This window comes from Jannaschia helgolandensis (assembly GCF_900109285.1).
GTDB classification, from domain to species: domain Bacteria; phylum Pseudomonadota; class Alphaproteobacteria; order Rhodobacterales; family Rhodobacteraceae; genus Jannaschia; species Jannaschia helgolandensis.
Genome location: NZ_FNZQ01000002.1, coordinates 254,737 through 276,587, shown reverse-complemented (window position 1 = coordinate 276,587; position 21,851 = coordinate 254,737). Strand labels below are relative to the sequence as shown.

Sequence of the window (21,851 nt, the reverse complement as noted above, 5' to 3'; positions counted from 1 at the left end):
AATTCACGACATGAAGCGTCCAAAGTCAAAGTTGTGAAAAAACGCCGGTCCGAAGTAAAATCAATTACCTGTAAGAATAAGTGGCAGCCCGTAGGGGAATCGAACCCCTCTTTCCAGGTTGAAAACCTGGCGTCCTAACCGATAGACGAACGGGCCATTCTCTGGCGTGAGGGGTTCTTAGGCGAGGGGTCCTGAGCCTGCAAGCGGTTTTTGGCAGTCTGGTCGACGGAATTTGCGTCCGAGGTACGGGTGTCTTCAACGGTCTGTTTCCGCGACCAAAGCCACATCCTCCAGCTTCAGCTGCACGTCCTCGCGGCCCTGCCAACGGTTCACTTCCAATCGACCGGCGACATGAAGCGGCGCACCGGCGGCGCGGTCGATTGCGGCGGCGATTCCACTGGCACTGGCACGGAAGGCGATGGCGTCCAGACGGCCCGGTCCGCCACCGGTGAAGGTAATCTTTAGATGCCCGTCACCCACAGGTCGGGCGTGGGCCACGCGCAGGTCCGGGAAGGCGAAACGTGGTGCCGATGCGCCCTGGCCGAATGGCCCGGCCTGTTCCAGCTTCGCGATCAGATCGCGGGTCGCGGCTCCGGGCATCAGGGTCGCGTCGATGATCAGGTCACGGGGGCCGGTGCGGTCGGCCCCCTGACGCGCCAGCAGGTCCGACAGGCGGGCCATCGCTGCGTCGATCTTGTCGCCAGCCACCGTCAACCCGGCCGCCATGCGGTGGCCCCCGCCTTTCACCAACAGGCCCTCGGCGGCCAGTCGCTGCACGGCTGCACCGATGTCGACGCCCGCGATGGACCGGGCCGAACCTTGACCGAAGCCGTCCTCGCGGATGCCGATCACGACAGAGGGGCGGTTGCTCGCCTCCTTCAGACGAGACGCCACAATGCCCACAACGCCGGGATGCCAGCCGTCGCCCGAGGCCCAGGCCAGCGCGCCGCCATCGGCCAGTCGGTCCAGCGCCTGTTCCAGCGCGGTCTCGGTCACCCGCGCCTCGATCGCGCGGCGTTCGCCATTCAAAGCGTCCAGCCGTTCGGCCAGAGCTGCCGCCTCGGCATCGTCGTCGGTCGACAGAAGGCGCGCGCCCAGATCCGACGCGCCGACACGCCCGCCCGCGTTGATACGCGGCCCCAGCAGATAGCCAAGGTGGTAGGGCGTCGGCGGGCCGTCCATGCGGGCGACGTCGGCCAAGGCACGCAGGCCGGGTCGACGGCGGTCGCGCAGCACCTTCAGCCCCTGCTGCACCAAGGCGCGATTCACCCCGACCAGCGGCGCGACATCGGCCACGGTGGCAAGGCCTACGAGATCGAGCATAGCCATCAGGTCCGGCCCGGTTGTGCCGTCGGCTTTCAGGCGTCGGTTCGCCTCGACCAGGCACAGAAAAACGACGGCGGCAGCACAGAGATGGGCAAGCGTGCCATCCTCGTCCTGCCGGTTCGGGTTCACAACGGCCACTGCGGGGGGCAGGGTCTCGCCGCCCAGATGGTGGTCCAGGACGATAACGTCGGCCAGGCCGTCGGCGGCGGCCAGCGCCTCGTGGGACAGGGTGCCGCAATCGACGCATATGATCAGATCGTGGTCACGGGCCAAGGCGGCGATGGCGGGTGCGTTGGGGCCATATCCTTCGTCGATGCGGTCAGGGACATAGGTTGTGGCCACCCGCCCCAGGCCGCGCAACCACCAGACCAGAAGGGCCGCAGATGTCCCACCGTCTACATCGTAGTCGGCGAAAATCGCAATCCGCTGACGATTTTCAACGGCAACCAGTATGCGGTCGGCAGCGGTTCCCATATCGCGCAATGTCAGCGGGTCGGGCAGCAGGTCGCGCAGCCGTGGTTCAAGAAAGCTGGCGACCTCATCGGGCGGCACACCGCGCCGCGCAAGATGGCGCGACAGGGCAAGGGGCTGGCCGGTCTGGGCTATGGCTTCGGCAAAACGCTCCTGTTCGGGCGTCAGGCCGACCCAGCGACGGCCTGTGGCCGAGGAGGTGACGCCAAGCCAGCCCACGTGAAATGGCCGGTCAGACCGGGTTCCGATAGATCATGCGCCGGACCGAGCCGGTTTTGGACCGCATCAGGATCGTCTCGGCGGTAAGATACCCGACCTCCCGCTTGATGCCTGCGACGATCGATCCGTCGGTGACGCCGGTCGCGGCGAAGATAACGTCCTTGGTCACCAGATCGTCGCGTGTATAGACCCGGTCGAGGTTGGTGATGCCGGCCTTCGCCGCGCGCGCCCGTTCGTCGTCGTTGCGGAAGGTCAGGCGGCCGAACATCTGCCCGCCCATGCATTTCAGGGCGGCTGCCGCCAGAACGCCCTCGGGCGCGCCCCCCGATCCCATATACATGTCGATGCCGGTCTTGTCGGCTTCGGCGCAGTGGATGATGCCAGCAACGTCGCCATCGGTGATCAGACTGATGGCGCAACCGGTCGAACGCAGTTCCGCGATCATGTCTTCGTGCCGGGGACGTTCCAGAACGCAGACGGTGATATCCTCGGTCGAACACCCCTTGGCGGCGGCCAGCGCATTGACGCGTTCGGCAGGTGACATATCCATCGTCACGACGCCGGTGCGGTAGCCTGGACCGATCGCCAGCTTGTCCATATAGACGTCGGGTGCGTGTAGCATCGACCCGCGCGGGCCCATCGCAATGACTGTCAGGGCGTTGGGCATGTCCTTGGCGGTCAGCGTGGTGCCTTCCAACGGATCCAGGGCGATATCCACTTCGGGCCCTTTGCCGGTGCCCACCTCTTCCCCGATATAGAGCATGGGTGCTTCATCCCGCTCACCTTCGCCGATGACGACGGTGCCAGCGATATCAAGCAGGTTCAGCTGATCGCGCATGGCATTGACGGCGGCCTGATCGGCGGCCTTTTCATCGCCGCGCCCGATCAGGCGCGCCGAAGCAAGAGCTGCCGCCTCGGACACACGGGCAAGCCCGAGGGAGAGCATCCGGTCGTTGAAATCGGGCTGGGCCATGGGAAATATCCTGAATTTGATGTCGCGACCGGCTTAGGTCGCCTTGTTCACCGGGGCAAGGCAAGCGGACTGGACTGTGGGCGCTAACATGCGGAAACGCGCGTCAGACACCCTCGGAAGACGCGGCCCAGAGGTTCAGCCCCTTTTCGCCTGACAGCTCATCGATGCGCGAGAGTTCGTCGTCGGTGAACGCCAGATTGTCCACGGCACCCGCGCAGTCGACCACCTGCTCCGGCTTTGACGCGCCGATCAGGGCCGTCGTTACGCCACCGCGCAGCACCCAGGCGATGGCCATTTGCGCCAGGGTCTGACCGCGTGATTGCGCGATGTCGTTCAGACCGTTCAGCGCCTTCACCATTTCGGGTGTAACGGCATCGGGGTTCAGCGATTTGCCTTGTGTCGCACGGCTGCCTTCGGGGACGCCGGACAGGTACTTGCGCGTCAGCAGGCCCTGCGCCAGCGGCGTGAAGGCGATGCCTTCCTCGTCCAGCGTCTCAAGCAACCCGTCGCGTTCGACCCAGCGGTTCAACATGTTATAGCTGGGCTGGTGAATCAGGCAGGGTGTGCCGAGGTCGCGCAGGATCGCTGCCGCCTCGCGCGTGCGCTCTGAGTTATAGCTGCTGATCCCGGCATAAAGCGCGCGACCCGAGCGGACGATGTGATCCAGTGCGCCCATGGTTTCTTCCATCGGAGTGTCGGGGTCGAAACGATGCGAATAGAAAATATCGACGTAATCCAAGCCCAGCCGCTTCAGCGATTGGTCGCAGGAGGCAATCAGGTACTTGCGGCTACCCCACTGTCCATAGGGGCCAGGCCACATCAGGTATCCGGCCTTGGAGGAAATAATCAACTCGTCCCGATAGCCCGTGAAATCTTCCCGTAGGATCTGACCGAAGGCCAGTTCCGCGCTGCCGGGCATCGGGCCGTAGTTATTTGCAAGATCGAAGTGCGTGATGCCCTGGTCGAAGGCCGTACGGCAGATGTCGCGCTTGACCTGATGCGGTGTGTCGTCGCCGAAGTTGTGCCACAGGCCCAGCGATACGGCAGGCAGCTTCAGCCCGGACTTGCCGCAGCGGCGATAGGACATCGTATCGTAACGTGTGTCGGAGGGTGTATAAGTCATGTCGGATACCTCAGGGGATCTGGATTTGCAGGGCGATGGGGTCGCCATTCACGACGCCCGTGGCCACGACGCCTTGCAACGCCGCACTCAGGTCCGACGGCGCGCAGGGATGCGTGACGATCAGGACAGGGGCGTCGTCGCCGGGATGATCGTATTGGCGCATCCGGTCGATGGAAATGCCGGATTGGCCCAACACTGTCGCAACACGGGCGAGTGCTCCGGGCTCGTCCCGCAGCGACATGCGCAGGTAATGCGCACATTCGGTTGCGGCATTGGCACGGACGGGCTTGGTCAGCGTGGCGGCGGGCTGCCCGAAAGGGGGCAGGGTGAATCCACGCGCAATGTCGCAGACGTCGCCCATCACCGCGCTTGCCGTTGGGCCCTCGCCCGCGCCCGCGCCACGCAGGACAATCTGCCCCACGGCGTCGCCTTCTATGACGACCATGTTTGTACCGCCCTCTAACTGACCTAATGGACTATCGGCGGGCACCAGTGTCGGTCGCATCGACTGTTCGACCCCGGCGGCGGTGATCCTCGCCTCGCCCAGCAGCTTGATGCGATAACCCATGTCGCGGGCACGGTGGATGTCGTCGATGCTGACCCGTTCGATCCCCTGCAACTGCACGCCGTCGAAATCGACCTGTGTGCCGAAGGCAATGGCCGACAGGATCGCCAGCTTGTGCCCGGCGTCGATACCGCCGACATCGAGGTTCGGGTCGGCTTCCAGATAGCCCAGGGCGTCCGCTTCCTTGAACACGTCGGCATAGGGAAGGCCGGACGATTCCATGCGCGTCAGGATATAATTGCAGGTGCCGTTCATCACGCCCGACACGCGGGTGATTGCATTGCCCGCCAGTCCTTCGACAAGCGTCTTCACGACCGGAATGCCGCCTGCGACCGCGGCTTCGAACCGCAGGGCGGCGTCATTCGCCTCGGCCAGTTCAGCCAGCGCCTGACCGTGCAGTGCCAGCATCGCCTTGTTGGCCGTGACGACCGGTTTGCCTGCTGCCAGCGCCGCCTCGGTCGCGGCTTTCGCCGGACCATCCGATCCGCCCATCAATTCGACAAACAGGTCCACATCTTCGCGCCGAGCCAACGTCACGGGGTCGTCTTCCCAGCCATATCCCGACAGATCGACGCCACGATCCCTGTTGCGTGACCGGGCCGATACCGCGGTGATCGAAACAGCGCGTCCCGTGCGTGCGGTCAGCAAAGCTGCATGTTCCTGTACGATCCGTACGACGCCCACGCCTACGGTGCCGAGCCCTGCTATGCCGAGGCGAAGGGGTTGGATCGTCATGCGCATTGCTCCGGGAAAATGTGTAGAATTCGCTTTGGGTAGCGGCTGAGGGCAGGGGGTGCAACGGTCCGGCGACCGGAGGAGGTCTGACCGGATCGGCTCCGAGGTCAGAGGGGAATTGCGCGCAACCTCTCGGCCCGTTCCCGCAGGCGCCTGCCGCGGGCGGCCAGATCTCCGGTGCCGGGCGATGCAATCGTGGTACGCGACAGAGCGGCAGCGCGGCCCTGCAATTCAGACTGTGCCGCGGCGGCTCGCGAAGCGCGGCTGCCCTCGGCCAGAATCGCGTCCAGCGGCACGAGAACCGGAAAGGTCTGCGCCCGCGCCTTGGCCGAGATGGCGGCGTCAACGGGCGGCAGGTTCGGGTCGCAGGCCGCCAGCAGCAGCATCAGGGGCAGGGTGCGTATCATCGCCGCGACCCTAGGACGGTCGGATGGAAGCGACAAGATGGCTTGGAATTGAACGCCCGTTCGGTTTATTCCTTGGCATGGCCAGACCCAGCGGATCAGATGCAGGCGTGACCGGACCCCGCGTGCGCGCGGCGGCGGAACGATTGTTCGCAAAGTTCGGATATGCCGCCGTGTCTATGCGCCAGATCGCCGCCGACGTCGGGATCGGGGCCGGCGCGCTGTATCATTATACGCCCGACAAGCAGACCCTGCTGAGCCGCCTGATGCGCGATCACCTGGAGGAGCTTTTAGATGCATGGGACGCGGTGGACCCCGGCGGCGACACTGTCGCGCGGTTGGAGGCCTTCGCGCGGTTTCATATCCGATTTCACCTGGACCGCCCGGATGCCGTTTTCATCGCCTATATGGAGTTGCGGTCGCTGGAGCCCGGATCTTTCGCCGCAGTGGAAACTCTGCGTCGCAGATATGAAGCCGTTCCCGAAGGGATTTTGCGCGATGGTGTTGCAGCTGGCAGAATGCAGGTCGGTGACGTCAAGCTGGGCGCAATGGCGTTGATTGCGATGCTGACCGGCGTGAATACATGGTATCGCGACGGCGGGCGTTTGGACCGCACCGCCGTCGAGGAAATCTATGCCAATATGGCGCGCGGCATGGTCGGCGTTGGCTGATCGCCTCAGGCGCGTTCCGAATATTCCATCGTCTCTGTGTTCACGATGATGTCCTCGTCCTGGCCGACGAAGGGCGGAACCATGACGCGGACGCCATTGTCCAGAAGCGCGGGCTTGAAGCTATTGGCGGCGGTCTGACCTTTGACCACAGGCTCGGTCTCGACGATCTTGCATGTCACTTTTTGCGGCACTTCGGCGGACAGCGGCTCATCGTCGTAGTATTCGACCTTCACCATCATGCCATCCTGCAGGAACGGGCGGCGTTCGCCCAGAATATCGGCATCGATTTCGACCTGATCGTAGGTCGTGGTATCCATGAAGACGAGGCGACCATCGGTCTCGTACAGAAACTGCTGGTCCTTCTGCTCCAGCCGCACCCGCTCCACCTTGTCGGCGCTGCGAAACCGTTCATTCAGCTTGGACCCGTTGCGCAAATTACGCATCTCGACCTGCGCGAAGGCGCCGCCCTTGCCGGGCTTTACATGATCGACCTTGACCGCCGACCACAGGTGTCCGTCATGTTCGAGAATGTTGCCGGGACGGATTTCGTTGCCGTTGATCTTGGGCATGGGACGCGCTTTCGGTTGGACCTTGTGTCACCGGCGTCCTTATCCGCCGGAGCGGGTGCAGACAAGCGACGGCGTGGGCCTGCAGTGCCGGTCACACGGTAGTTTCGAAATGTCGAGAGGGACGAATCCCGATGCCTCAGTCGAATGCGTCAGAAAAGTGACAAAACCTTGATTGATTAACGGCAAGGGCCATATATTGTTCGAATACACCATGTGCAGGACCAAAACTTGGTATCGGGCCGCGATTGCCATGAGTATTTCGCATGCGAGGTATTCTGATATCGCATAGCTCGAATCAAGTTGCTGTGCTAGGACGACGCACCGGGGAAGATGCAAGAACAATATGGAGAGAGCGGGATGACTGACTTTGTCGACGCGACAGCGTTCAATTTCGAACAGGGACAACGGGCACGCAAGTTGTTTGCCGCGGTGGTGCTGGCCGCGTTGGATGACGCCATCTCCGACGACAAGAAATTCGGCAACGGCCCTGAGCAGATTGCTCGCTGGGCCCGCTCCCGCGATGGTCGCGAAGTGCTGTCCTGCGCTGGCATAGACCCGAACGAGCGTGTGGTTTCGGGTCTGATGGAATTTGTCAGCCGGGGTGTTCGTACGTCCGTCGCCCTCTCGCGCGAAGAAAGCGAACGTCGTCAGGCCGCCGAACTGGCCGAGGCCGCCGAAGCCGCCTGAAAATCACCGTCTGAAATTGGAAAAGACGTCGGATATATCCGACGTCTTTTTGTTGTTTGCCAGCCTGTTACGAGACGACATTCAATCGAATTCTTCGGACGCCAGCAACTGTCGTATTTCGCGACGGACCAGCTTGCGAACGTTGCGGGTGATGCGCTCGCCCAGTTCGCCGGATAATTCCTGCCGGACGATCTCGGAAATCAGGTCACGCAGGGCATCGTCCCCGTTCAACGCCGATGACAGATCGGCTAGCGCGTCCCGATCAGGGGCGGTATTCGCCTCCGTCTCGGGGGATGCGATGTCCATGTCCCGCTCGACAGGGCTCGCATCGGTCGGCATTTCGACCTCGTAATCCGTGTCTTCGGCATAGTCATCAGACAGATCCACTGTTGCGGAACCATCCTCAACCTGCGCTTCGACGGCGGATTTGGTGTGAACAAATGCAATGGGGTCTACCGCTTCCGGCGGGGTTTCGTCGTCGGCCCAGATCACGGTCCGACCCGCGTCGGGCGTCTGGGCATCGTCGTCGGGCACATTCACCAGATCGCCGGTGATCGCCGCCACATCATCCGGCAGCGCGTCCGTCAGATGTTCCGCGTCTCGCCCGTCCCGTTCTTCCTGTGCGAGTGTGCGGATCATCTGAAACGGGTCTTCGGGTTCCGTTACACGTTGCGAGGCGTCCAGGACGAGGGTCGGGCCATCGGGTGCCGATGTTCGTGCAGCGCCTGGTTCATTCGCGACCAGTCGCCGAATGGACGACAACACGTCTTCGATATCATGTGTCTGTGCCATTGCCCTCGTCCCGTTCTGCTGGTCCGGCAATCGTAGCACGCGCCGCAGGGGGGCCGTCCACGAACAACTGCCTTAAAGTGTTAATTGCGCCGTCAGTTGCGACCGAAACGCCGCAACACCGAATCCAGTCGATTGCCTTGTGTCGATGGGCGCGCGCCCGGGACCGCGCGCGGCGCGTTGGACACTGTGTTGTAATAATCCGTCGGGTCATAGCGTTCGACAGACAGGCCCAGATGCTCGGTCGTCAAAAGACCAATCGCGGCCAGCACGTTGTAGACGGCGAATTGCGCATCCGTCTCTGCCGTGATCAGTGAGGTGCGGGCGTCGAGGAGTTCCTGCTCGGAGTTCAGAACGTCCAGCGTCGTTCGCGCACCCAGTTGAGCCTCCTCGCGGAAGCCGTCGAAGGCCAGTTGCGCCGATCGTACGCCTTGCCGGCTTGCCGTGATCTGCGCCCGTGCGACCTCTAGCCCGGCCCATGCCTGACCCACCCCGTCGACGATCGTGCGGCTAACCTGACCAAGATTGGACCGTGAAGCCTGCGCCTGTGCTATAGCCTGCCGTTGCAGCGCGGGCAGGCGACCACCGGTATAGATCGGGATATTGCCTGTCACACCTATGCTTACACTGTCAGTGTTCAGACGTGTCCGCCCGGCGCTGGCCTGAAGGCCGACGGACGGACGACGGTCCGCTGCCCGTGCGTCCGCCAGGAGAGTCAGGGCCGTGATGTCATACTGAGCGGCGGCGATCAGAGGATGGACCTGCAGCGCCAGAGCCTGCGCACGCTCGACCGAGGGGGGCAGGGTCGGGGGCGTCGGCGGGGATTGCAGGGCACCGACAGGCAGGCGCCCGACCGTCAGGCGATATTGTTCCCGCGCAACGTCGACCTGGCCCCGGGATGCAGCCAGCTGAGATTGCGATGCCGCGAGGCGCGATTGCGCGATGGCCACGTCAGTCCGTGTCACTTCACCGACCTCGAACCGGTCCTGTGCTGCGCGCAACTGCTGCGTGATCAAGCCGACGTTGCTTTCACGAACGTCGACAATCCGCGCAGCCAGTCGAAGGTTCAGATAGGCATTGATGGCATCCAGCAAAACGCCCTGTTCTGTCTGGATCAGACCATAGCGCGCACTCAGAACAGCTTCCTTGGCCGCCCCGATCCGCAGGTTCCGCTGCCCGCCATCGGCGAGCGTATATTCAAGGACCAGCGACAACGATCCGCTCGTCGACGTCAGTTGACCACCGAAATCAGAAAATGTCGCAGTTTTCCCGTAACTTGCCTGAAAATTCACAACCGGGCGAAGGGCCGAAACGGCAATTGCAACATCCTCGTCGGTGGCGCGCAACAGGTAGCGCTGCTGCTCCAGCAGGGGCGAGTTGCGATAGGCTTCAATCAGGGCATCGCTCAACGTATCGGCAGCGGCAGGAAGCGTCAGAAGAATCGCCAGCGCCGTGGCTACCGCCCCGCGAAACGCCCGATCCGGGCGTCGCAGCATCACAGAACGAACTCCGCGGCTTCTGCGAAGCCAGGCAGGATCGGGCCCCCCGCATTAAAGGCGAACCGCCACCCCAGATGACCGTCCACCAAGCGTCCGACGCGGACTTCGCCATTGGCCCCGTCCATGAAGATGGCAGCAATCCGTCCGCCTTCGCCCAATTGCCCCAGTATGGCGTCGGGGATTTTCTGAACTGCGCCTTCGATCAGAATGACGTCGAAAGGACCGGGTTTTGCGGCCCCTTCGGACAGCGCGCCCTGGAGCACGACAGCGTTGTCGACTTCGGCCTGGGCCAATGCGGCTTCGGCATCCGTCGCAAGCTGGACATCCTCTTCGACCATGACAACCGACTCGGCCATCCGGGCCAGAACGGCGGCGGAATAACCCAGGCCTCCGCCAATGATCAGAACCTGATCGGACGCCTGAATGTCCAGCGCATCCAGCATCTTGGCAAAGACGCGGGCTTCCGGCATCTCGCGCCCGTCGGCCAGCTGCACGGGGCCGTCCATATAGGCGACGGGCTGCGCAGCTTGTGGAACGAAGGCCTCGCGTTCGACGTCGAGCATGGCGGAGATGATCGGAAACTTGGTCACATCCGACGGGCGAACCTGCGTATCAACCATGATCGTTCGGAGTGTCTGCGTTGCGGCAATCATAATCTAAGCCCACGGGTATGATTTCGTCTCACGCCCAAAAAGCATGTCTTCCAGTTCGCTGCAACGTGAAAGCCCCTTTGGGTTCGCCACAGGCGCTTGCAGGCCGGGATCAGGAGCGCTAATGCAGGCGCACCCTGCGGCGAGTTGGCGGAGTGGTTACGCAGCGGATTGCAAATCCGTGGATTTCGCGTTTGTAGTCAATCGCATAACCCCAAATATTTTACCGGACAGACCCGGAACAGGGGGTGAATCTGTAAAATGGGATCTTGCGGGCGTGTTTGATTTCGGGCCGCGTGATGTGGCCATTGCTGACTGCATTTCGCTTTGGCAGACCATTGCTTCGATCATGATCCTCGTCAACGTGGCGCTTTCTTGAATACCCTTGTGTCACGTTCCCGCTACGGCTTCTCTCTGCCCGGACGGCGGGTGCTTGATATAGGCGTTAGTCATTTAGAATTCGGCTTGCGCTGCGGCATCGACGTTGACTGGGAGGGGCCACCCCCAATAACCTCGTCACCGCCGACCCGCAGGAAGGTTCCCCGCGCGTTTATCAGCACCAGAGCTAATTTTGTGCAGCAGGATCTGCGCGTCCCTAGCTAGGGTAGGCAACACATGTTCTATCGTCCATCCACGAGGTATCTGCCGCAGTCGATACTGAGTCGTAAAAGCATCGACAGGGCGGAAAATAATCCGCTAGCTTGACGGTCACTTCGTCAAACTCTCGGATAGTTTTGCGTCATTAGAAAGTGCTTCAGGCTTGGCGCGCACGAACTTTCTTAATAAAATCACCGACCGACCAGAGCCAGCCGCGCTGCGCATCGGTGTAGCTGCCGTGAACCGGGGCAGGGACGACGAGCTGAAGACTGGACGCCTCCATCTGGTTGGTCTGCGGCTCGGAAATCCCCGGCTCCAGCGTCAGCAGGTGCTTGCGGCTGATCTTCTCGGCCTCGGCCAGAACCTGTCGCCAGCGATCCTTGCAGGTGGACTTGGCCCCCAGCATTGTCAGGCGGGGGTCTCCCCCGGCCGGGGCAGCCTGGTAGGTCTCCAGATCGGGAAAGAGGAAGTCGGGCTTGTGGTTGTGTTCCGTAACCGCGCCCCGGACATGCCGGATGTCATGCGCCCCGAGAACGGCGGCAAGGTGGTTTTCCAGCGAATGCCCCATGCGGGACTTGCGCCGGTTCTGGACGCTCAGCGAAAAGCTGATGAAGCCGTCAACGTCCGTGCCGCTGTCGTCCACGAACCCGGCCTCGATCCGCGACGATACGACCTTGCGCTCCAGCCGCCGGAACAGGGCCTCTTCGTGATCCAGCCAAGCAATGAGCGCCGCGTCCGGGTCGTCCTCGGCGCGGACCTCGGGCAGCGTGAGACGGGCCAGATGGGAGAACTCGGCCGTCTTCGGGAACGTGGTGCCGAACCTCTCGATGATGCTGTCCAGCTTGTCGGCTTCGGGTTCCTCGAACTCAACGCCGATCTCGTCCAGGATGAAGCGCGCGGCGAAGTCCAGCTCCGGTTCCTCGTCGGAGAACTCGCGCGACACGAAGGATTTGCCTTCGGGGCGCAGACCGAACAGCCAGAAGAGCTGCTGCTCACTGGTGGACCCCTCGGGGGCAACGATAAACCACAGGACGCCGCCCTGGTCCTTGGCGAGGAACAGGGTGTCCCCGGCCTTCATGGCCTCCGTGACGGGGTTGGAGGGGTAGTAGAGCCGCCATTCAGGCGAGCGATCCGGATTATTGAGGCGGGTGTCGTAGTGCGTGGCCCAGCTCTCCTCGGTGAAACCCTCCTGATCGCCGCCAAGCCAGATGTAGATTGCGGGAAACTTCTGGTGCTGTGTGTCCCCCAGAAATTCGTCCCGCATTTGGGGCGTCGTATTCACTTCGTGCTGGTTGGACCGTTTAGGCTCGGCATCGACGGCGGACAGGCGCTTGACCCCGACACCCTCGAAATAGTCAGACAGTTGCCCGCGTTGTATCACCGCTCACCTCCAGCGTTTTTGTATCGGATTTCAACCATATGGCGCATTGATCGACAACGCTGTCGAAGGGCAGGCGGGTCTTGCCCTTCAGGGCGCACTCCCGGACCGTTCCGATGCGCCAGCCCGCCTCGGTCAGGGCCTGATACTGCTGCCGGTCGCGCTCGATGTTCCTGCCGATCTTGTCGCGCCAGAACTCCTCGCGGCTCTTCGGCCAGCGAAATAGATGGCAGTCGTGCCCGTGCCAGAAACAGCCATGAACGAAGATCACCGCGCCCCGTCCCGCGAACACAAGGTCGGGTTTGCCGGGCAGGTCCTTGCGGTGCAGTCGAAACCGGAAACCGCGCCTGTGCAGCGCTGACCTGATTATCAGCTCCGGTCTGGTGTTCTTGCCCTTGATGCCTGCCATCATCCGGCTTCGGGTTGCGGGCGTGACGGTATCCGCAGGCATTACTCCGCTGCGATACCGGGCTCGGGCAGGGGAAGCTGGACCTGCACAGTGGCAGGCACCTGCCGCCCGTCCAGCTCCATCGCCTCGATGATGCGCGGCTGCATGAGCTGCGCGACCGCGTTCACAACCGGCACGACAACCGCGTTGCCGAACTGGCGATAGCCCTGCGTGTCGGACACGGGGATCTTCCAGTCCGTCCTTCCGGGCTTCTCGAACCCCATCAGGCGCGCGCACTCACGCGGTGTCAGGCGGCGCGGGCGGTCGCCTTTCTGCTCGATCAGGATTTCGGAGCCGTCCTTGTAGTAGCGGGCGGACAGGGTGCGGGCCACGTCCTTCGGGCCGAAAAGGGAAAACCCGAACCCGTTACCGGCGCTGCGGTGCTTCTCCTTGTAGCCCTGAAGGTAATTCCACATGTGTTCCGTAAGCGTGTATTTCGAATCGACGTCCTTATCGAGGATCGAGCCCAGCTTTGGCCCGTCGCCTTCCGGCACGGCGAGCCGGTCGAAGTCGAACTCCACGCTGTGATCCTTGAAACCGACGATGAAGATACGCTCGCGCTTCTGCGGCACCCACGGAGTCGAGCTGATGACCCTGTGAAAGACGCGATAGCCAAGCTCCTTCTCCAGCACGTGGATGATCGTGGCGAAGGTCTTGCCACCGTCATGGCGCTCAAGGTTTTTCACGTTCTCCAGAAGGAACGCGGGCGGTTTGTGATGGTCGATGATTTTGGCCAGATCGTAGAAAAGCGTTCCCTGCGTGTCGCAGAGGAAACCATGCGGACGGCCAAGGGCGTTCTTCTTGCTCACACCCGCGATCGAGAACGGCTGACAGGGAAACCCGGCCAGAAGCACGTCATGGGCCGGGATTGTCTCCGGTGCGTTCGCATAGGGGCGCACGTCCTCGGCAAAGATATGTTCGCTGTCGGCAGGCTCGGGGAAATTGGCACTGTAGGTCTCCCGGCTGAACCGGTCCCACTCCGCAGTGAAAACGCAACGTCCGCCGATGGCCTCGAAGGGCAGGCGCAATCCGCCGATCCCCGCGAAGAGGTCAATGAACCGGAAGCCCTCGGGTCGCTCGCCCGTGCAGCGCGCATCCGCTGTATGGCGCAGCTTCTCCAGCCGCAGCCGGTCGATCCGCTTGCCCTCGCCCTTCATGTTGCGTCGGACCGTGCGGTCACTGACCCCCAGAAGCTCGGCTGCGGTGTCGATGTCGAGACCGGCACGCTCCATCAGTTCCGCAAATTCCGTCCGTGGATGCGCGTTCATGTACCTGCCCCTGCTCTGTGTTGATTATTGACAACATGTCATAATCCGTCACAGAAGTTTTGGGAACCCTGTTTATGGCAATTGTTCGCTTTTTGTTCTAACATCAAGTTAGCGCCGGATCAGATAATGGGTCTCAGAACCCTGGCGGGAAAGCTGAAGTCACCTGAACAAGTTCGCCAATTACAAAGCCTTCCAAAGGCTCTGGAGAACATCGGTGTAGGACTTCAGCGAGACGACGACGAAGGAATTGTCAAAGCCAATCTGACGGTCAGGCTGAGCCAATAGTTCCAGAAATCACTCGTGCGGCTGGTAAGGCTTCCACTGAGGCCTTTAGTGTTGAAGTCCTCCACAACAAGCCACCTGACATGGCCATTTGCCCATTCTTCGGGAACCTCCAGCTCTGCCTTCTTACGATGGGTCATGACCGGTTCAAGAAAAGCTCGTCTCGGCCCTATCCCCGTAGAATGAAAGGTAAAGTTCATTACCACCGGCTTTGTAGGGTCCAGCCGTGCATCAAGACTATTTTGTATGGCTTCCCGGACAAAGGTCTCGGAATACGGATAGTCTGTTCGGTCGAACATCTCCGAATCCAGCCCCTGATTGATCGGCGTGGCCCCAACGTGTGGCCAAATCCAGTTCCAGGTTTGAGCGCTTGCAATATTCATCACAGACGAAAATCCTCTTCTTTGGCGTTACGGGCACCACCGAAACGGCCTTTGGCGTCTTCAAGCTCTTTGTGAAGCACTCTGAAAATCTTTCGGATGTCGTCATCCTCAAAGGCATAGGCACTCTTGTTGGAGAGATTGCCGATCAGACGCAGGTCCTTGATCGCGCGATTTACACGCGATTCCGCCAGCTTCTTGAATTTCGCATGTTTGTCCCGCATCACATTCCGCCAAATATTTCGCATCAGGTAGTAACATATATTGAATGTGTCAAGTATAAGCTATATGTTACGCTCTGCGAACCGTCCGCTCACTGACTTTAAACAGGCGCGCGATCTCTGGGATCGCGCGAAGTTCCTGGTCCCTCATACGCCGCACTTCGTCCTTCTGGGCGGTTGACAGGGCAGGGGGCCTGCCTCCGATGCGCCCGCGTTTGCGCGCTGATGCGAGCCCTTCTTTTGTCCGCTCGGAAATCCGCTCCCGCTCGAACTGTGCGATGGATGCAAAGACGTGAAACACAAGCCGGCCAGCTGGCGTGGTTGTGTCGATGTCCTCGGCCAGGGACCGGAACCCGGCACCGCGCTCACGGATCGCCTCCACGATTTCTAGGAGGTCTTTCAGTGATCGGGCGAGGCGGTCGTACTTGGTGACGATTACAACGTCGCCGTCGCGGAGCTGGTCCAGCATCCTGTCCAGCTCGGGCCGCTCGCGCTTCGACCCACTGATCTTGTCGGCAAAGAGTCTGCCAGCTCCAGCCGCTGTCAGCGCGTCAGTCTGTGCGTCAAGGTTCTGGTCGTCAGTGCTGACGCGAGCATATCCAATGATCATGCCTCACTGTGCCAAAAACCTGCCAAAACCGCAAAGGTTTTGCCGTAGGTTTTTGTCCAACCTAAGCGATTGATCTGGTGTGGGGCAGGGCGGGACGGCGATAACGGCCGCTTGTGTCTTGGCCACAAACCCTGGGCAGAACCTAACACTGGCAAGGAAATGCAGAGAAGATCTGATCAACTTTTAGGTCAGTATATATGAACTGTAATTCATTCCATGTCATTGGAAGGCTTTGATATACTTTTCCCTGATTAGTGGGTCTCTACCAAAATATGATGCAGGCACATCAATACCGTTTATTTCGTAGATCTTTGAAATCCCGCTTATGTTCGTTCTCGGGTGGTCAATTTTATACCTTAAGCCAAGTCGCTCACATAATTGCTTGCCTTGGTCTGTGAATGCAACTGCTGCAAACGACTCAAAATAGACATCATCCGATGCGAACTGCCTTATGCTTGCGCAGAGTGAATCTATAATAAGTTTGATTGTTCTGATACCTCGTATTTCTTTGCGGGTGGTAATAACTGGCAAATGTGCAAAATAGTTCCCCGCTATTTCTGGGTAAGTTACCATGTCTAAAGTGATATCGGCATCGGTAATATCACCATTGACAACTAAGTCATAAGCTTCTCTTTTGAGACAATGGAACTGCCAGTAACCGACAACCTTATCCCCTTTTACAAGTAATTTCCAAGTGTCAGGGTTGTTTTTGAATATAGGTGCCCATTGATCAGGCGTTCCTTCATGCTCTCCAACGGCACCATCGATAGTCTCTTGATCAAGAGCAATCAGTTCTTCTAAGAAGCGGACATAATCCCCCCCATATTTCCACGTAACGAAATCTGTTCCAGCAATGTGGCAGGCCTTCTCACTGCGGACGTTAAGATGCCAGTCTTCTAACAACATGAGAAGTTTTGCATCTGACCACTCAAAGTATGTTTGGACCAAGGGCATAGATCTTTTATTGGGAAGTGTCTTGTCCGTAACCCAAGATGTTACTGTATTATTTGAGACGTCAATATCTTCAGCGAAAGTAGCCTGAGAGACACTCCGGAAAGAAAGCCCTCCCCTTATTGCTGCAGAAAACCTTGAATTCATGGCGCCCTCTCGATGTACTGTTGGCTTTCAGCATCGCAGGTGTTGCCGTAAAATCAACTTGTAAATCGCTTGTATGAATGAACGTCTCGATCCGGCTTCGATGCTTTGTGGAAATGTGCCGTGTATAAAGGTGATGTCACCGCTTGTGGTGATGAACTTAAACAGGAGCTATTCGAAGACTTGAAATAAATCAGGTCAGTGTAGCTCATATGCACAAAGGGAGAGTACGATGAGCCAGAAAGACCATAACAACGGCCAGACGGATGCGTCGAATGGCGAGCACAATCGACCTGTCAGCCACACTGAAGAAGCTTTCACGTGGACCTCAGACGGCCTCAAAGAGGTCAATGAAAAGCTCAGTGACTATCAGTTTGGGCGCGATCACGCGAACAGCCAGAAGTAAGTAACAATCCTAAGTAAGCAATCGTGTGGTGCAGGCTACGTCAGTCTGCGCCACACAGCCAGATCACGCGTACCGAGCGTAGCAAGTAAGAACGGTTCAAACATTCTGGATCGGGGTGTCATGAGATGTCCCGCTCGTCAAAATCTGCCCCTACTTGAAAACGATGGAAAAAGGAATGAAAACATGAGTTTAAAGATCGATCAAGACTTCTTCAAGTCGTCGCTGTCCCCGGCTGACTCACCTTGGTGCGTTGAGATCAAGCGAGGCCCTGAAGGCATCTTTGTTCGCGATTCCAAAGATAAGGGCGGCCCGACGCTGAGCTTCACGCACAGCGAATGGGGTGCCTTCCTAGCTGCCGCCAAGGGCGGTGAGTTCGACCTCACCTGATCCGTATGGCTCAATGCCAAGCTGTCTGTGGCAAATCCCGAAAGGACTAAAAATATGAAGACAAAGACTGACCAGGACTTCTTGAAGTCCTCGGCATCCAGCCTCTTGAACACCACCGCCTGCGTCGAGATCAAGCGGGCCCCTAACGGCATCCTTGTTCGCGATTCCAAAGACAAGGGCGGCCCCACGCTGAGCTTCACGCACAGCGAATGGGGTGCCTTTCTGATTGGCGCTAAAGACGGTGAGTTCGACCTCACCTGATGCGCATGCATCAGGGTTAGACCAAGTGAGTTAGGGCGGCTTTTGGCTGCCCTTTCTCTTTCGCTCTCAAAGTGCGGTCAACATCGTTAAGGTCAAAAACGACCGTTTTTGGCCTAGGTCTTGTCAGCCAGCGACTACTCCGCTGTACGAGCCGCAACTTTCAGCTTTGGAACCAAGGAGTTGTCGAACTGTCACTAGGGAGGGCCACGTTGGCGTTTCGCGACAAAGACGGGGATATTTCAACATCGAGAAAAGCTGAAAGATTGGAGTCGATACTTCCGTTTTCTGCTTTTCAAGCCGAACGGTGTGTGGACAGTTGTGAGACTGAAGAACACGAAAATCGTGGTCTCATCCACGGGGCTTTGTCTCAGCGAGACGGACCATGAACGAACAGAAAACCTGTAAAACGATGTGTAAAAAGCTGATCAAGGCTTGCGGCCCTGCATCGGCAGACGTAAGGAAACAAGGCACTGCGGCGAGTTGGCGGAGTGGTTACGCAGCGGATTGCAAATCCGTGTACACCGGTTCGATTCCGGTACTCGCCTCCAAGATCTAGCGCAGGCTCAGCAAGGCCAGACCGACGACCAGCAGCATGGATGCTGCCATCGCAATGTTGATGGCGCGTTGGGCCGGGCCGCTCAGATCCAGACGTCGCAGCCAGACCCCCAGACCCAGCCAGGCGAAATGCAGCGGCAGCCAGATGGCGTTCATTATCAGCAGTTTTGCCGTGACCTCGACCAGCGGCGAGTCAGGCAGGAAAGCGAAACCTGAAAACAGCGCCGTGTTGACCGCGTATGCCTTGGGATTGATGGCTTGCAGGGCGAGGCCGTCGCGGATGCCCGGTTGGCGTATTGCAGGGATGATGGCGATTTTCGAGCCGGCGGTGGCGATGCGGAACGCCAGATACAGAAGATATCCTGTTGACGCCAGAAACAGCATGACACGCAACGGCGGCCACGCCAGCAGCGTCGCCGCAACGCCCGAAATCACTGCGAACGACACAAGGTTGGTTCCGATAAAAAGGCCCGTCACGTAGCGCAGGCCCGCGCGCGCGCCGAAAGCCGATCCGACACCGGCCGTCGACAGAACGCCAGGTCCAGGCGTTACTATCAGGAAGAAGACGGCCAGGGCGTAGGTCAGCAAGTCATTCACCCCGCGCCACGCGTTCGCGCCACCAGATGACCAATCCGGCAACGGCGATGACCGCTGCCCCCGACATGGTCATCACGTCGGGCACCGTGCCGAAGACGATATATCCGCTGATCGCGAGGTAGATCAGAAAGGAATAGCTGAACGGCATCAACACGCTGGCGGGGGCATAACCGTGCGCCTGGCTGAAAAAATGATGCCCGGTCCAGGCAAAGCCGCCAATGGCGAACAGTAGTATCCAGTCAAGCGGGGTTGTCGGGCTGCTCCAGACCCAGATCGCGACCGGTAGCAGGACGACCGTGCCGACCAGTCCGGCATACAGCTGCATCGTTCGGGGCGCTGCAACTCCCGCCAGCCTGCGGGTCAGGATCGAGAACAACGCCAGCGACGTCGCCGAGATCAGGCTGAATATGACGGCCCAGTGAAACTCCGCAGACCAGGGGCGCACAACGATCAGCACGCCCACAAACCCCAGCAGGATCGCGCCCCACCGCCATGGCCCGACCCTTTCACCCAGAAGCGGTACCGACAATGCCGATACCAGTATAGGGGAGGAGAACATGATTGCCGCCGACACCGTCAGATCCAGATAACGGAGTGCAACGAAGTTCGTTGTCGTCGATATCAGCAACAGCCCGCCACGCGCCAGCATGGCCAGGGCCTGTGCGCGCGGCGCGGTCCAGCCGGAATGATCCGCCCCCAGCATCGGACCAGTCGACAAGGCCAGATGCACCCCGAACCGCATGAATGCCAATTGCATCGCCGGGATACTCGCCAGCGACAGCCATTTGACCGAGGTGTCGGTGAAGGCGAACAAAACATACGCCAGCAACATCAATGCGATGCCACGACCCGGATCGTCTTGCCGGGCGCGGGCCAGATGCGAGACCGGGGCGGGCGAAGCCACGCAGGTCTAGCCCCTGAACCGGTCAACGTAGAAATCGACCATCTGCGGCACCAGGTCTTCGCCGCGCCCCTGCTCGACCGCCATGGTCAGCGCTTCGCGGGCGCAGTTCGACATCACTGTGGCCGCACCCAGATCGTCCGCCATCTGCTTGTAGTATCCGACGTCCTTGGCCGCATTGCGCACCGAAAAGGCCAGCATTTCAGCATTGTCGTCCACTGCGTAAGCCTTGATGAAATCCATCATTCCCGACCGTAACGGGCCTGCCGCCATGACGTCGTAGACATCCTTGCGCGCTACCCCGGCGCGATCGGCCATGGCAAAGGCTTCGGCCATTGCGTTGGCGGTGGTCATGGCGAAGAAGTTGTTGATCAGCTTGATCGTATGTCCGTTGCCCAGATCGCCCAGGTGAAAGACATTCTCGCCCAGATCGTCCAGCACCGGGCGCACTTTGTCGAAGGCTGCCTTGTCGCCCGAACACATCAGGTTCAGTTTGCCGTCGCGGCCGTGGCTGGGGGTCCGCCCGATGGGGGCATCCAGATAGGTTCCGCCCGCCGCCGCGACCTCCGCGCCCAGCGTCTTGGTTGAGCCGGGCAGCGATGTGCCGAAATCGATAACCACCGCGCCCTTGGTCAACCCGGCGATCACACCGTCGTCGCCGCGCATCCGGCCTTCGACGTGATCCGACGTGCCCATGCAGAGCATCACGATATCGGATTCTTCGGCCACAGCGCGGGCCGTTCTGGCCTCCTGAGCGCCGCGAGAAGTCGCCGCATCAAGGCCTGTGCGGTCTCGGTTTCCCAGCACAATCAGGTCGTGACCCTGGTCCAAAAGCCGCTGCACCATTGCGGAGCCCATGAGGCCAAGCCCGATAAATCCGATTTTTGCCATGTCAGTCAGTCCCTTGCTGTCGCGAAGGATCGCGTCTGCAATCCCTTTTGAATCTCGTAGATCGTTTTGCCGATAGGCGGAGCGGGCAGGGGGATGCGGACGGGTGTGTCGGCCAATCTGGGCTGCCGCGATGTGCCACACAGCATCCGAGCGTCATAATCCGCGAGGTCCGAGAACTTCGTCATCGACCCCATGATCGGCCAGGCGTCCGCCGCCATCATTTCGTAGAACAGAATGCGCCGCGATCTGGTCGATGTGTTCAGCGCCGATCCATGCACGATCCGCCCGTGATGCAGCGATATCGAACCGGCCGGTCCCATCAACGGCACCGCATCGGCCATGTCGAATCCGTCGCGCTCCAGATCCATTGCACCGACGAAATATCCGCCCGCATGGTGGTCGTTGATCGGGCCCTTGTGGCTGCCGGGAAAGACCATCAGCGGCCCGTTTTCCGGCCCCATGTCGTCCAGAATGACGCCAACGGCCAGCACGGCATCGTTGGTATGCGGGTAGAAGGCGAAGTCCTGATGCCATTCGACGGCCGCGCCGTATCCGGCCTCCTTCATGTTCAGCTTGGTTGTGTGCAACCGCAGGTCCGGGCCGATCAGGTCGCGGGCCGGGGCCAGAATCGTGTCCGAGAACATCAGGTCGCGGAATACGTCGGAATGCCTGTGCGGCAGCTTGATCCGCCGCAGGCGGGGCGCGTCCGGCGTATGGCTGTCCTCCAGGTCCAGTTCCTCTGTGCCTTCGGTCAGGCCCCGCGCCTTGGCGGTGTAGCGGTCGATCTCGGCATGCAGAATGGACAGCTGATCCGTGGTCAGCCGACGTTCCAGCACAAGGTATCCGTCCCGGTCATAGGCGGCTTTCTGGTCTTGGGTCAGGACTTCCATCGC

26 protein-coding genes and 2 tRNA genes are annotated in these 21,851 nt (G+C 60.3%); 7 read left to right on the top strand and 21 right to left on the bottom strand.

The window, feature by feature from the left end; all coding sequences use genetic code 11:
* Positions 1-81 precede the first annotated feature (81 nt).
* From BMY38_RS08365 to BMY38_RS08340, 6 genes are all read right to left on the bottom strand, one after another.
* Positions 82-156: transfer RNA gene (locus tag BMY38_RS08365), tRNA-Glu, on the bottom strand.
* Positions 157-255: 99 nt separating this feature from the next.
* Complete coding sequence (gene recJ / locus BMY38_RS08360) at positions 256-2,016, bottom strand: single-stranded-DNA-specific exonuclease RecJ (RefSeq protein WP_092761764.1); 1,761 nt, start codon at positions 2,014-2,016, stop codon at positions 256-258.
* Positions 2,017-2,029: 13 nt separating this feature from the next.
* Positions 2,030-2,989, bottom strand: coding sequence for a class II fructose-bisphosphatase (gene glpX / locus BMY38_RS08355; RefSeq protein ID WP_092761762.1), 960 nt, complete (start codon positions 2,987-2,989; stop codon positions 2,030-2,032).
* Between the two features lie 103 nt (positions 2,990-3,092).
* A complete protein-coding gene (mgrA, locus tag BMY38_RS08350) occupies positions 3,093-4,112 on the bottom strand; it encodes an L-glyceraldehyde 3-phosphate reductase (RefSeq protein WP_092761760.1) in 1,020 nt (339 codons plus the stop codon).
* Between the two features lie 10 nt (positions 4,113-4,122).
* Entirely contained in the window at positions 4,123-5,412 is a 1,290-nt protein-coding gene (locus BMY38_RS08345) for a homoserine dehydrogenase (RefSeq protein ID WP_092761758.1), read from the bottom strand.
* Between the two features lie 107 nt (positions 5,413-5,519).
* A complete protein-coding gene (locus tag BMY38_RS08340; RefSeq protein ID WP_092761756.1) occupies positions 5,520-5,819 on the bottom strand; it encodes a hypothetical protein in 300 nt (99 codons plus the stop codon).
* A gap of 77 nt (positions 5,820-5,896) precedes the next feature.
* On the opposite strand from BMY38_RS08340, the gene BMY38_RS08335 reads away from it, so the two are divergent.
* Complete coding sequence (locus BMY38_RS08335) at positions 5,897-6,487, top strand: TetR/AcrR family transcriptional regulator (RefSeq protein WP_092762027.1); 591 nt, start codon at positions 5,897-5,899, stop codon at positions 6,485-6,487.
* Between the two features lie 5 nt (positions 6,488-6,492).
* Here BMY38_RS08335 and efp read toward each other — a convergent pair whose 3' ends face one another.
* Positions 6,493-7,056: an elongation factor P gene (gene efp, locus BMY38_RS08330; RefSeq protein WP_092761754.1), complete on the bottom strand. Its 564-nt coding sequence runs from the start codon at positions 7,054-7,056 to the stop codon at positions 6,493-6,495.
* Positions 7,057-7,413: 357 nt separating this feature from the next.
* On the opposite strand from efp, the gene BMY38_RS08325 reads away from it, so the two are divergent.
* Positions 7,414-7,743, top strand: a complete 330-nt coding sequence (locus BMY38_RS08325; RefSeq protein ID WP_092761752.1) for a DUF6280 family protein — start codon at positions 7,414-7,416, stop codon at positions 7,741-7,743.
* A gap of 81 nt (positions 7,744-7,824) precedes the next feature.
* Here BMY38_RS08325 and BMY38_RS08320 read toward each other — a convergent pair whose 3' ends face one another.
* The 3 genes from BMY38_RS08320 to BMY38_RS08310 all read right to left on the bottom strand — a co-directional run bounded on the left by BMY38_RS08320 (position 7,825) and on the right by BMY38_RS08310 (position 10,651).
* Positions 7,825-8,535 (bottom strand): hypothetical protein, encoded by a 711-nt coding sequence (locus tag BMY38_RS08320; protein ID WP_092761751.1) that lies wholly within the window; start codon positions 8,533-8,535, stop codon positions 7,825-7,827.
* Between the two features lie 92 nt (positions 8,536-8,627).
* Entirely contained in the window at positions 8,628-10,028 is a 1,401-nt protein-coding gene (locus tag BMY38_RS08315; RefSeq protein ID WP_092761749.1) for a TolC family outer membrane protein, read from the bottom strand.
* A complete protein-coding gene (locus tag BMY38_RS08310; RefSeq protein WP_245737549.1) occupies positions 10,028-10,651 on the bottom strand; it encodes a protein-L-isoaspartate O-methyltransferase family protein in 624 nt (207 codons plus the stop codon). Before BMY38_RS08310 ends, BMY38_RS08315 begins: the two co-directional genes overlap by 1 nt.
* Before the next feature lie 211 nt (positions 10,652-10,862).
* Here BMY38_RS08310 and BMY38_RS17910 point away from each other — a divergent pair, with 211 nt between their 5' ends.
* Complete coding sequence (locus tag BMY38_RS17910) at positions 10,863-11,060, top strand: hypothetical protein (protein ID WP_139204681.1); 198 nt, start codon at positions 10,863-10,865, stop codon at positions 11,058-11,060.
* 375 nt (positions 11,061-11,435) lie between these two features.
* On the opposite strand, the gene BMY38_RS08305 is transcribed toward BMY38_RS17910, so the two are convergent.
* The 7 genes from BMY38_RS08305 to BMY38_RS08275 all read right to left on the bottom strand — a co-directional run bounded on the left by BMY38_RS08305 (position 11,436) and on the right by BMY38_RS08275 (position 16,963).
* Positions 11,436-12,659 carry a type II restriction endonuclease gene (locus BMY38_RS08305; RefSeq protein ID WP_245737548.1) on the bottom strand — a complete coding sequence of 408 codons (1,224 nt, stop codon included), beginning with the start codon at positions 12,657-12,659 and terminating at the stop codon, positions 11,436-11,438.
* Complete coding sequence (locus BMY38_RS08300; protein ID WP_092761746.1) at positions 12,634-13,107, bottom strand: very short patch repair endonuclease; 474 nt, start codon at positions 13,105-13,107, stop codon at positions 12,634-12,636. Before BMY38_RS08300 ends, BMY38_RS08305 begins: the two co-directional genes overlap by 26 nt.
* Complete coding sequence (gene dcm, locus BMY38_RS08295) at positions 13,107-14,372, bottom strand: DNA (cytosine-5-)-methyltransferase (protein WP_092761744.1); 1,266 nt, start codon at positions 14,370-14,372, stop codon at positions 13,107-13,109. The genes BMY38_RS08300 and dcm overlap by 1 nt, the downstream gene beginning before the upstream one ends.
* 224 nt (positions 14,373-14,596) lie before the next feature.
* Positions 14,597-15,037 (bottom strand): hypothetical protein, encoded by a 441-nt coding sequence (locus BMY38_RS08290; RefSeq protein WP_092761742.1) that lies wholly within the window; start codon positions 15,035-15,037, stop codon positions 14,597-14,599.
* Positions 15,037-15,258: a hypothetical protein gene (locus BMY38_RS08285; RefSeq protein ID WP_092761741.1), complete on the bottom strand. Its 222-nt coding sequence runs from the start codon at positions 15,256-15,258 to the stop codon at positions 15,037-15,039. The genes BMY38_RS08290 and BMY38_RS08285 overlap by 1 nt, the downstream gene beginning before the upstream one ends.
* Positions 15,259-15,325: 67 nt before the next feature.
* On the bottom strand, positions 15,326-15,865 hold the full coding sequence (locus BMY38_RS08280; protein ID WP_092761739.1) for a recombinase family protein: 540 nt from the start codon (positions 15,863-15,865) through the stop codon (positions 15,326-15,328).
* 219 nt (positions 15,866-16,084) lie between these two features.
* Positions 16,085-16,963, bottom strand: coding sequence for a hypothetical protein (locus BMY38_RS08275; protein ID WP_139204680.1), 879 nt, complete (start codon positions 16,961-16,963; stop codon positions 16,085-16,087).
* A gap of 229 nt (positions 16,964-17,192) precedes the next feature.
* Here BMY38_RS08275 and BMY38_RS18085 point away from each other — a divergent pair, with 229 nt between their 5' ends.
* The 4 genes from BMY38_RS18085 to BMY38_RS08260 all read left to right on the top strand — a co-directional run bounded on the left by BMY38_RS18085 (position 17,193) and on the right by BMY38_RS08260 (position 18,562).
* Positions 17,193-17,366 carry a hypothetical protein gene (locus BMY38_RS18085; protein ID WP_175495811.1) on the top strand — a complete coding sequence of 58 codons (174 nt, stop codon included), beginning with the start codon at positions 17,193-17,195 and terminating at the stop codon, positions 17,364-17,366.
* Between the two features lie 183 nt (positions 17,367-17,549).
* Positions 17,550-17,753: a DUF397 domain-containing protein gene (locus BMY38_RS08270; protein ID WP_092761735.1), complete on the top strand. Its 204-nt coding sequence runs from the start codon at positions 17,550-17,552 to the stop codon at positions 17,751-17,753.
* A gap of 54 nt (positions 17,754-17,807) precedes the next feature.
* Positions 17,808-18,014, top strand: coding sequence for a DUF397 domain-containing protein (locus BMY38_RS08265; protein ID WP_092761733.1), 207 nt, complete (start codon positions 17,808-17,810; stop codon positions 18,012-18,014).
* A gap of 474 nt (positions 18,015-18,488) precedes the next feature.
* A tRNA-Cys gene (locus BMY38_RS08260) sits at positions 18,489-18,562 on the top strand.
* 4 nt (positions 18,563-18,566) lie between these two features.
* On the opposite strand, the gene BMY38_RS08255 is transcribed toward BMY38_RS08260, so the two are convergent.
* The 4 genes from BMY38_RS08255 to BMY38_RS08240 are packed head-to-tail and all read right to left on the bottom strand — an operon-like array spanning position 18,567 to position 21,848.
* Positions 18,567-19,166 (bottom strand): LysE family translocator, encoded by a 600-nt coding sequence (locus BMY38_RS08255; RefSeq protein WP_424338181.1) that lies wholly within the window; start codon positions 19,164-19,166, stop codon positions 18,567-18,569.
* Positions 19,159-20,070, bottom strand: coding sequence for a DMT family transporter (locus BMY38_RS08250; RefSeq protein ID WP_245737547.1), 912 nt, complete (start codon positions 20,068-20,070; stop codon positions 19,159-19,161). The genes BMY38_RS08255 and BMY38_RS08250 overlap by 8 nt, the downstream gene beginning before the upstream one ends.
* A gap of 6 nt (positions 20,071-20,076) precedes the next feature.
* The gene (locus BMY38_RS08245; RefSeq protein WP_092761729.1) at positions 20,077-20,958 is read right to left on the bottom strand and encodes an NAD(P)-dependent oxidoreductase; all 882 of its coding nucleotides are present in this window, start codon (positions 20,956-20,958) and stop codon (positions 20,077-20,079) included.
* Positions 20,959-20,963: 5 nt separating this feature from the next.
* Positions 20,964-21,848 (bottom strand): phytanoyl-CoA dioxygenase family protein, encoded by an 885-nt coding sequence (locus BMY38_RS08240; RefSeq protein ID WP_092761727.1) that lies wholly within the window; start codon positions 21,846-21,848, stop codon positions 20,964-20,966.
* Positions 21,849-21,851: the final 3 nt, after the last annotated feature.

What these genes read in the sequence shown, in the direction of transcription:
- BMY38_RS08310 (WP_245737549.1), bottom strand. Translation starts at nt 10,651, where the DNA reads ATGGTTGATACGCAGGTTCGCCCGTCGGATGTGACCAAGTTTCCGATC.
- BMY38_RS08340 (WP_092761756.1), bottom strand. Translation starts at nt 5,819, where the DNA reads ATGATACGCACCCTGCCCCTGATGCTGCTGCTGGCGGCCTGCGACCCG.
- BMY38_RS08240 (WP_092761727.1), bottom strand. Translation starts at nt 21,848, where the DNA reads ATGGAAGTCCTGACCCAAGACCAGAAAGCCGCCTATGACCGGGACGGA.
- BMY38_RS08285 (WP_092761741.1), bottom strand. Translation starts at nt 15,258, where the DNA reads ATGCGGGACAAACATGCGAAATTCAAGAAGCTGGCGGAATCGCGTGTA.
- BMY38_RS08245 (WP_092761729.1), bottom strand. Translation starts at nt 20,958, where the DNA reads ATGGCAAAAATCGGATTTATCGGGCTTGGCCTCATGGGCTCCGCAATG.
- glpX (WP_092761762.1), bottom strand. Translation starts at nt 2,989, where the DNA reads ATGGCCCAGCCCGATTTCAACGACCGGATGCTCTCCCTCGGGCTTGCC.
- BMY38_RS08280 (WP_092761739.1), bottom strand. Translation starts at nt 15,865, where the DNA reads ATGATCATTGGATATGCTCGCGTCAGCACTGACGACCAGAACCTTGAC.
- efp (WP_092761754.1), bottom strand. Translation starts at nt 7,056, where the DNA reads ATGCCCAAGATCAACGGCAACGAAATCCGTCCCGGCAACATTCTCGAA.
- mgrA (WP_092761760.1), bottom strand. Translation starts at nt 4,112, where the DNA reads ATGACTTATACACCCTCCGACACACGTTACGATACGATGTCCTATCGC.
- BMY38_RS08325 (WP_092761752.1), top strand. Translation starts at nt 7,414, where the DNA reads ATGACTGACTTTGTCGACGCGACAGCGTTCAATTTCGAACAGGGACAA.
- BMY38_RS08290 (WP_092761742.1), bottom strand. Translation starts at nt 15,037, where the DNA reads ATGAATATTGCAAGCGCTCAAACCTGGAACTGGATTTGGCCACACGTT.
- BMY38_RS08265 (WP_092761733.1), top strand. Translation starts at nt 17,808, where the DNA reads ATGAAGACAAAGACTGACCAGGACTTCTTGAAGTCCTCGGCATCCAGC.
- dcm (WP_092761744.1), bottom strand. Translation starts at nt 14,372, where the DNA reads ATGAACGCGCATCCACGGACGGAATTTGCGGAACTGATGGAGCGTGCC.
- BMY38_RS08345 (WP_092761758.1), bottom strand. Translation starts at nt 5,412, where the DNA reads ATGACGATCCAACCCCTTCGCCTCGGCATAGCAGGGCTCGGCACCGTA.
- BMY38_RS08270 (WP_092761735.1), top strand. Translation starts at nt 17,550, where the DNA reads ATGAGTTTAAAGATCGATCAAGACTTCTTCAAGTCGTCGCTGTCCCCG.
- BMY38_RS08300 (WP_092761746.1), bottom strand. Translation starts at nt 13,107, where the DNA reads ATGCCTGCGGATACCGTCACGCCCGCAACCCGAAGCCGGATGATGGCA.
- BMY38_RS08315 (WP_092761749.1), bottom strand. Translation starts at nt 10,028, where the DNA reads ATGCTGCGACGCCCGGATCGGGCGTTTCGCGGGGCGGTAGCCACGGCG.
- BMY38_RS08335 (WP_092762027.1), top strand. Translation starts at nt 5,897, where the DNA reads ATGGCCAGACCCAGCGGATCAGATGCAGGCGTGACCGGACCCCGCGTG.
- BMY38_RS18085 (WP_175495811.1), top strand. Translation starts at nt 17,193, where the DNA reads ATGAGCCAGAAAGACCATAACAACGGCCAGACGGATGCGTCGAATGGC.
- BMY38_RS08320 (WP_092761751.1), bottom strand. Translation starts at nt 8,535, where the DNA reads ATGGCACAGACACATGATATCGAAGACGTGTTGTCGTCCATTCGGCGA.
- BMY38_RS08275 (WP_139204680.1), bottom strand. Translation starts at nt 16,963, where the DNA reads ATGAATTCAAGGTTTTCTGCAGCAATAAGGGGAGGGCTTTCTTTCCGG.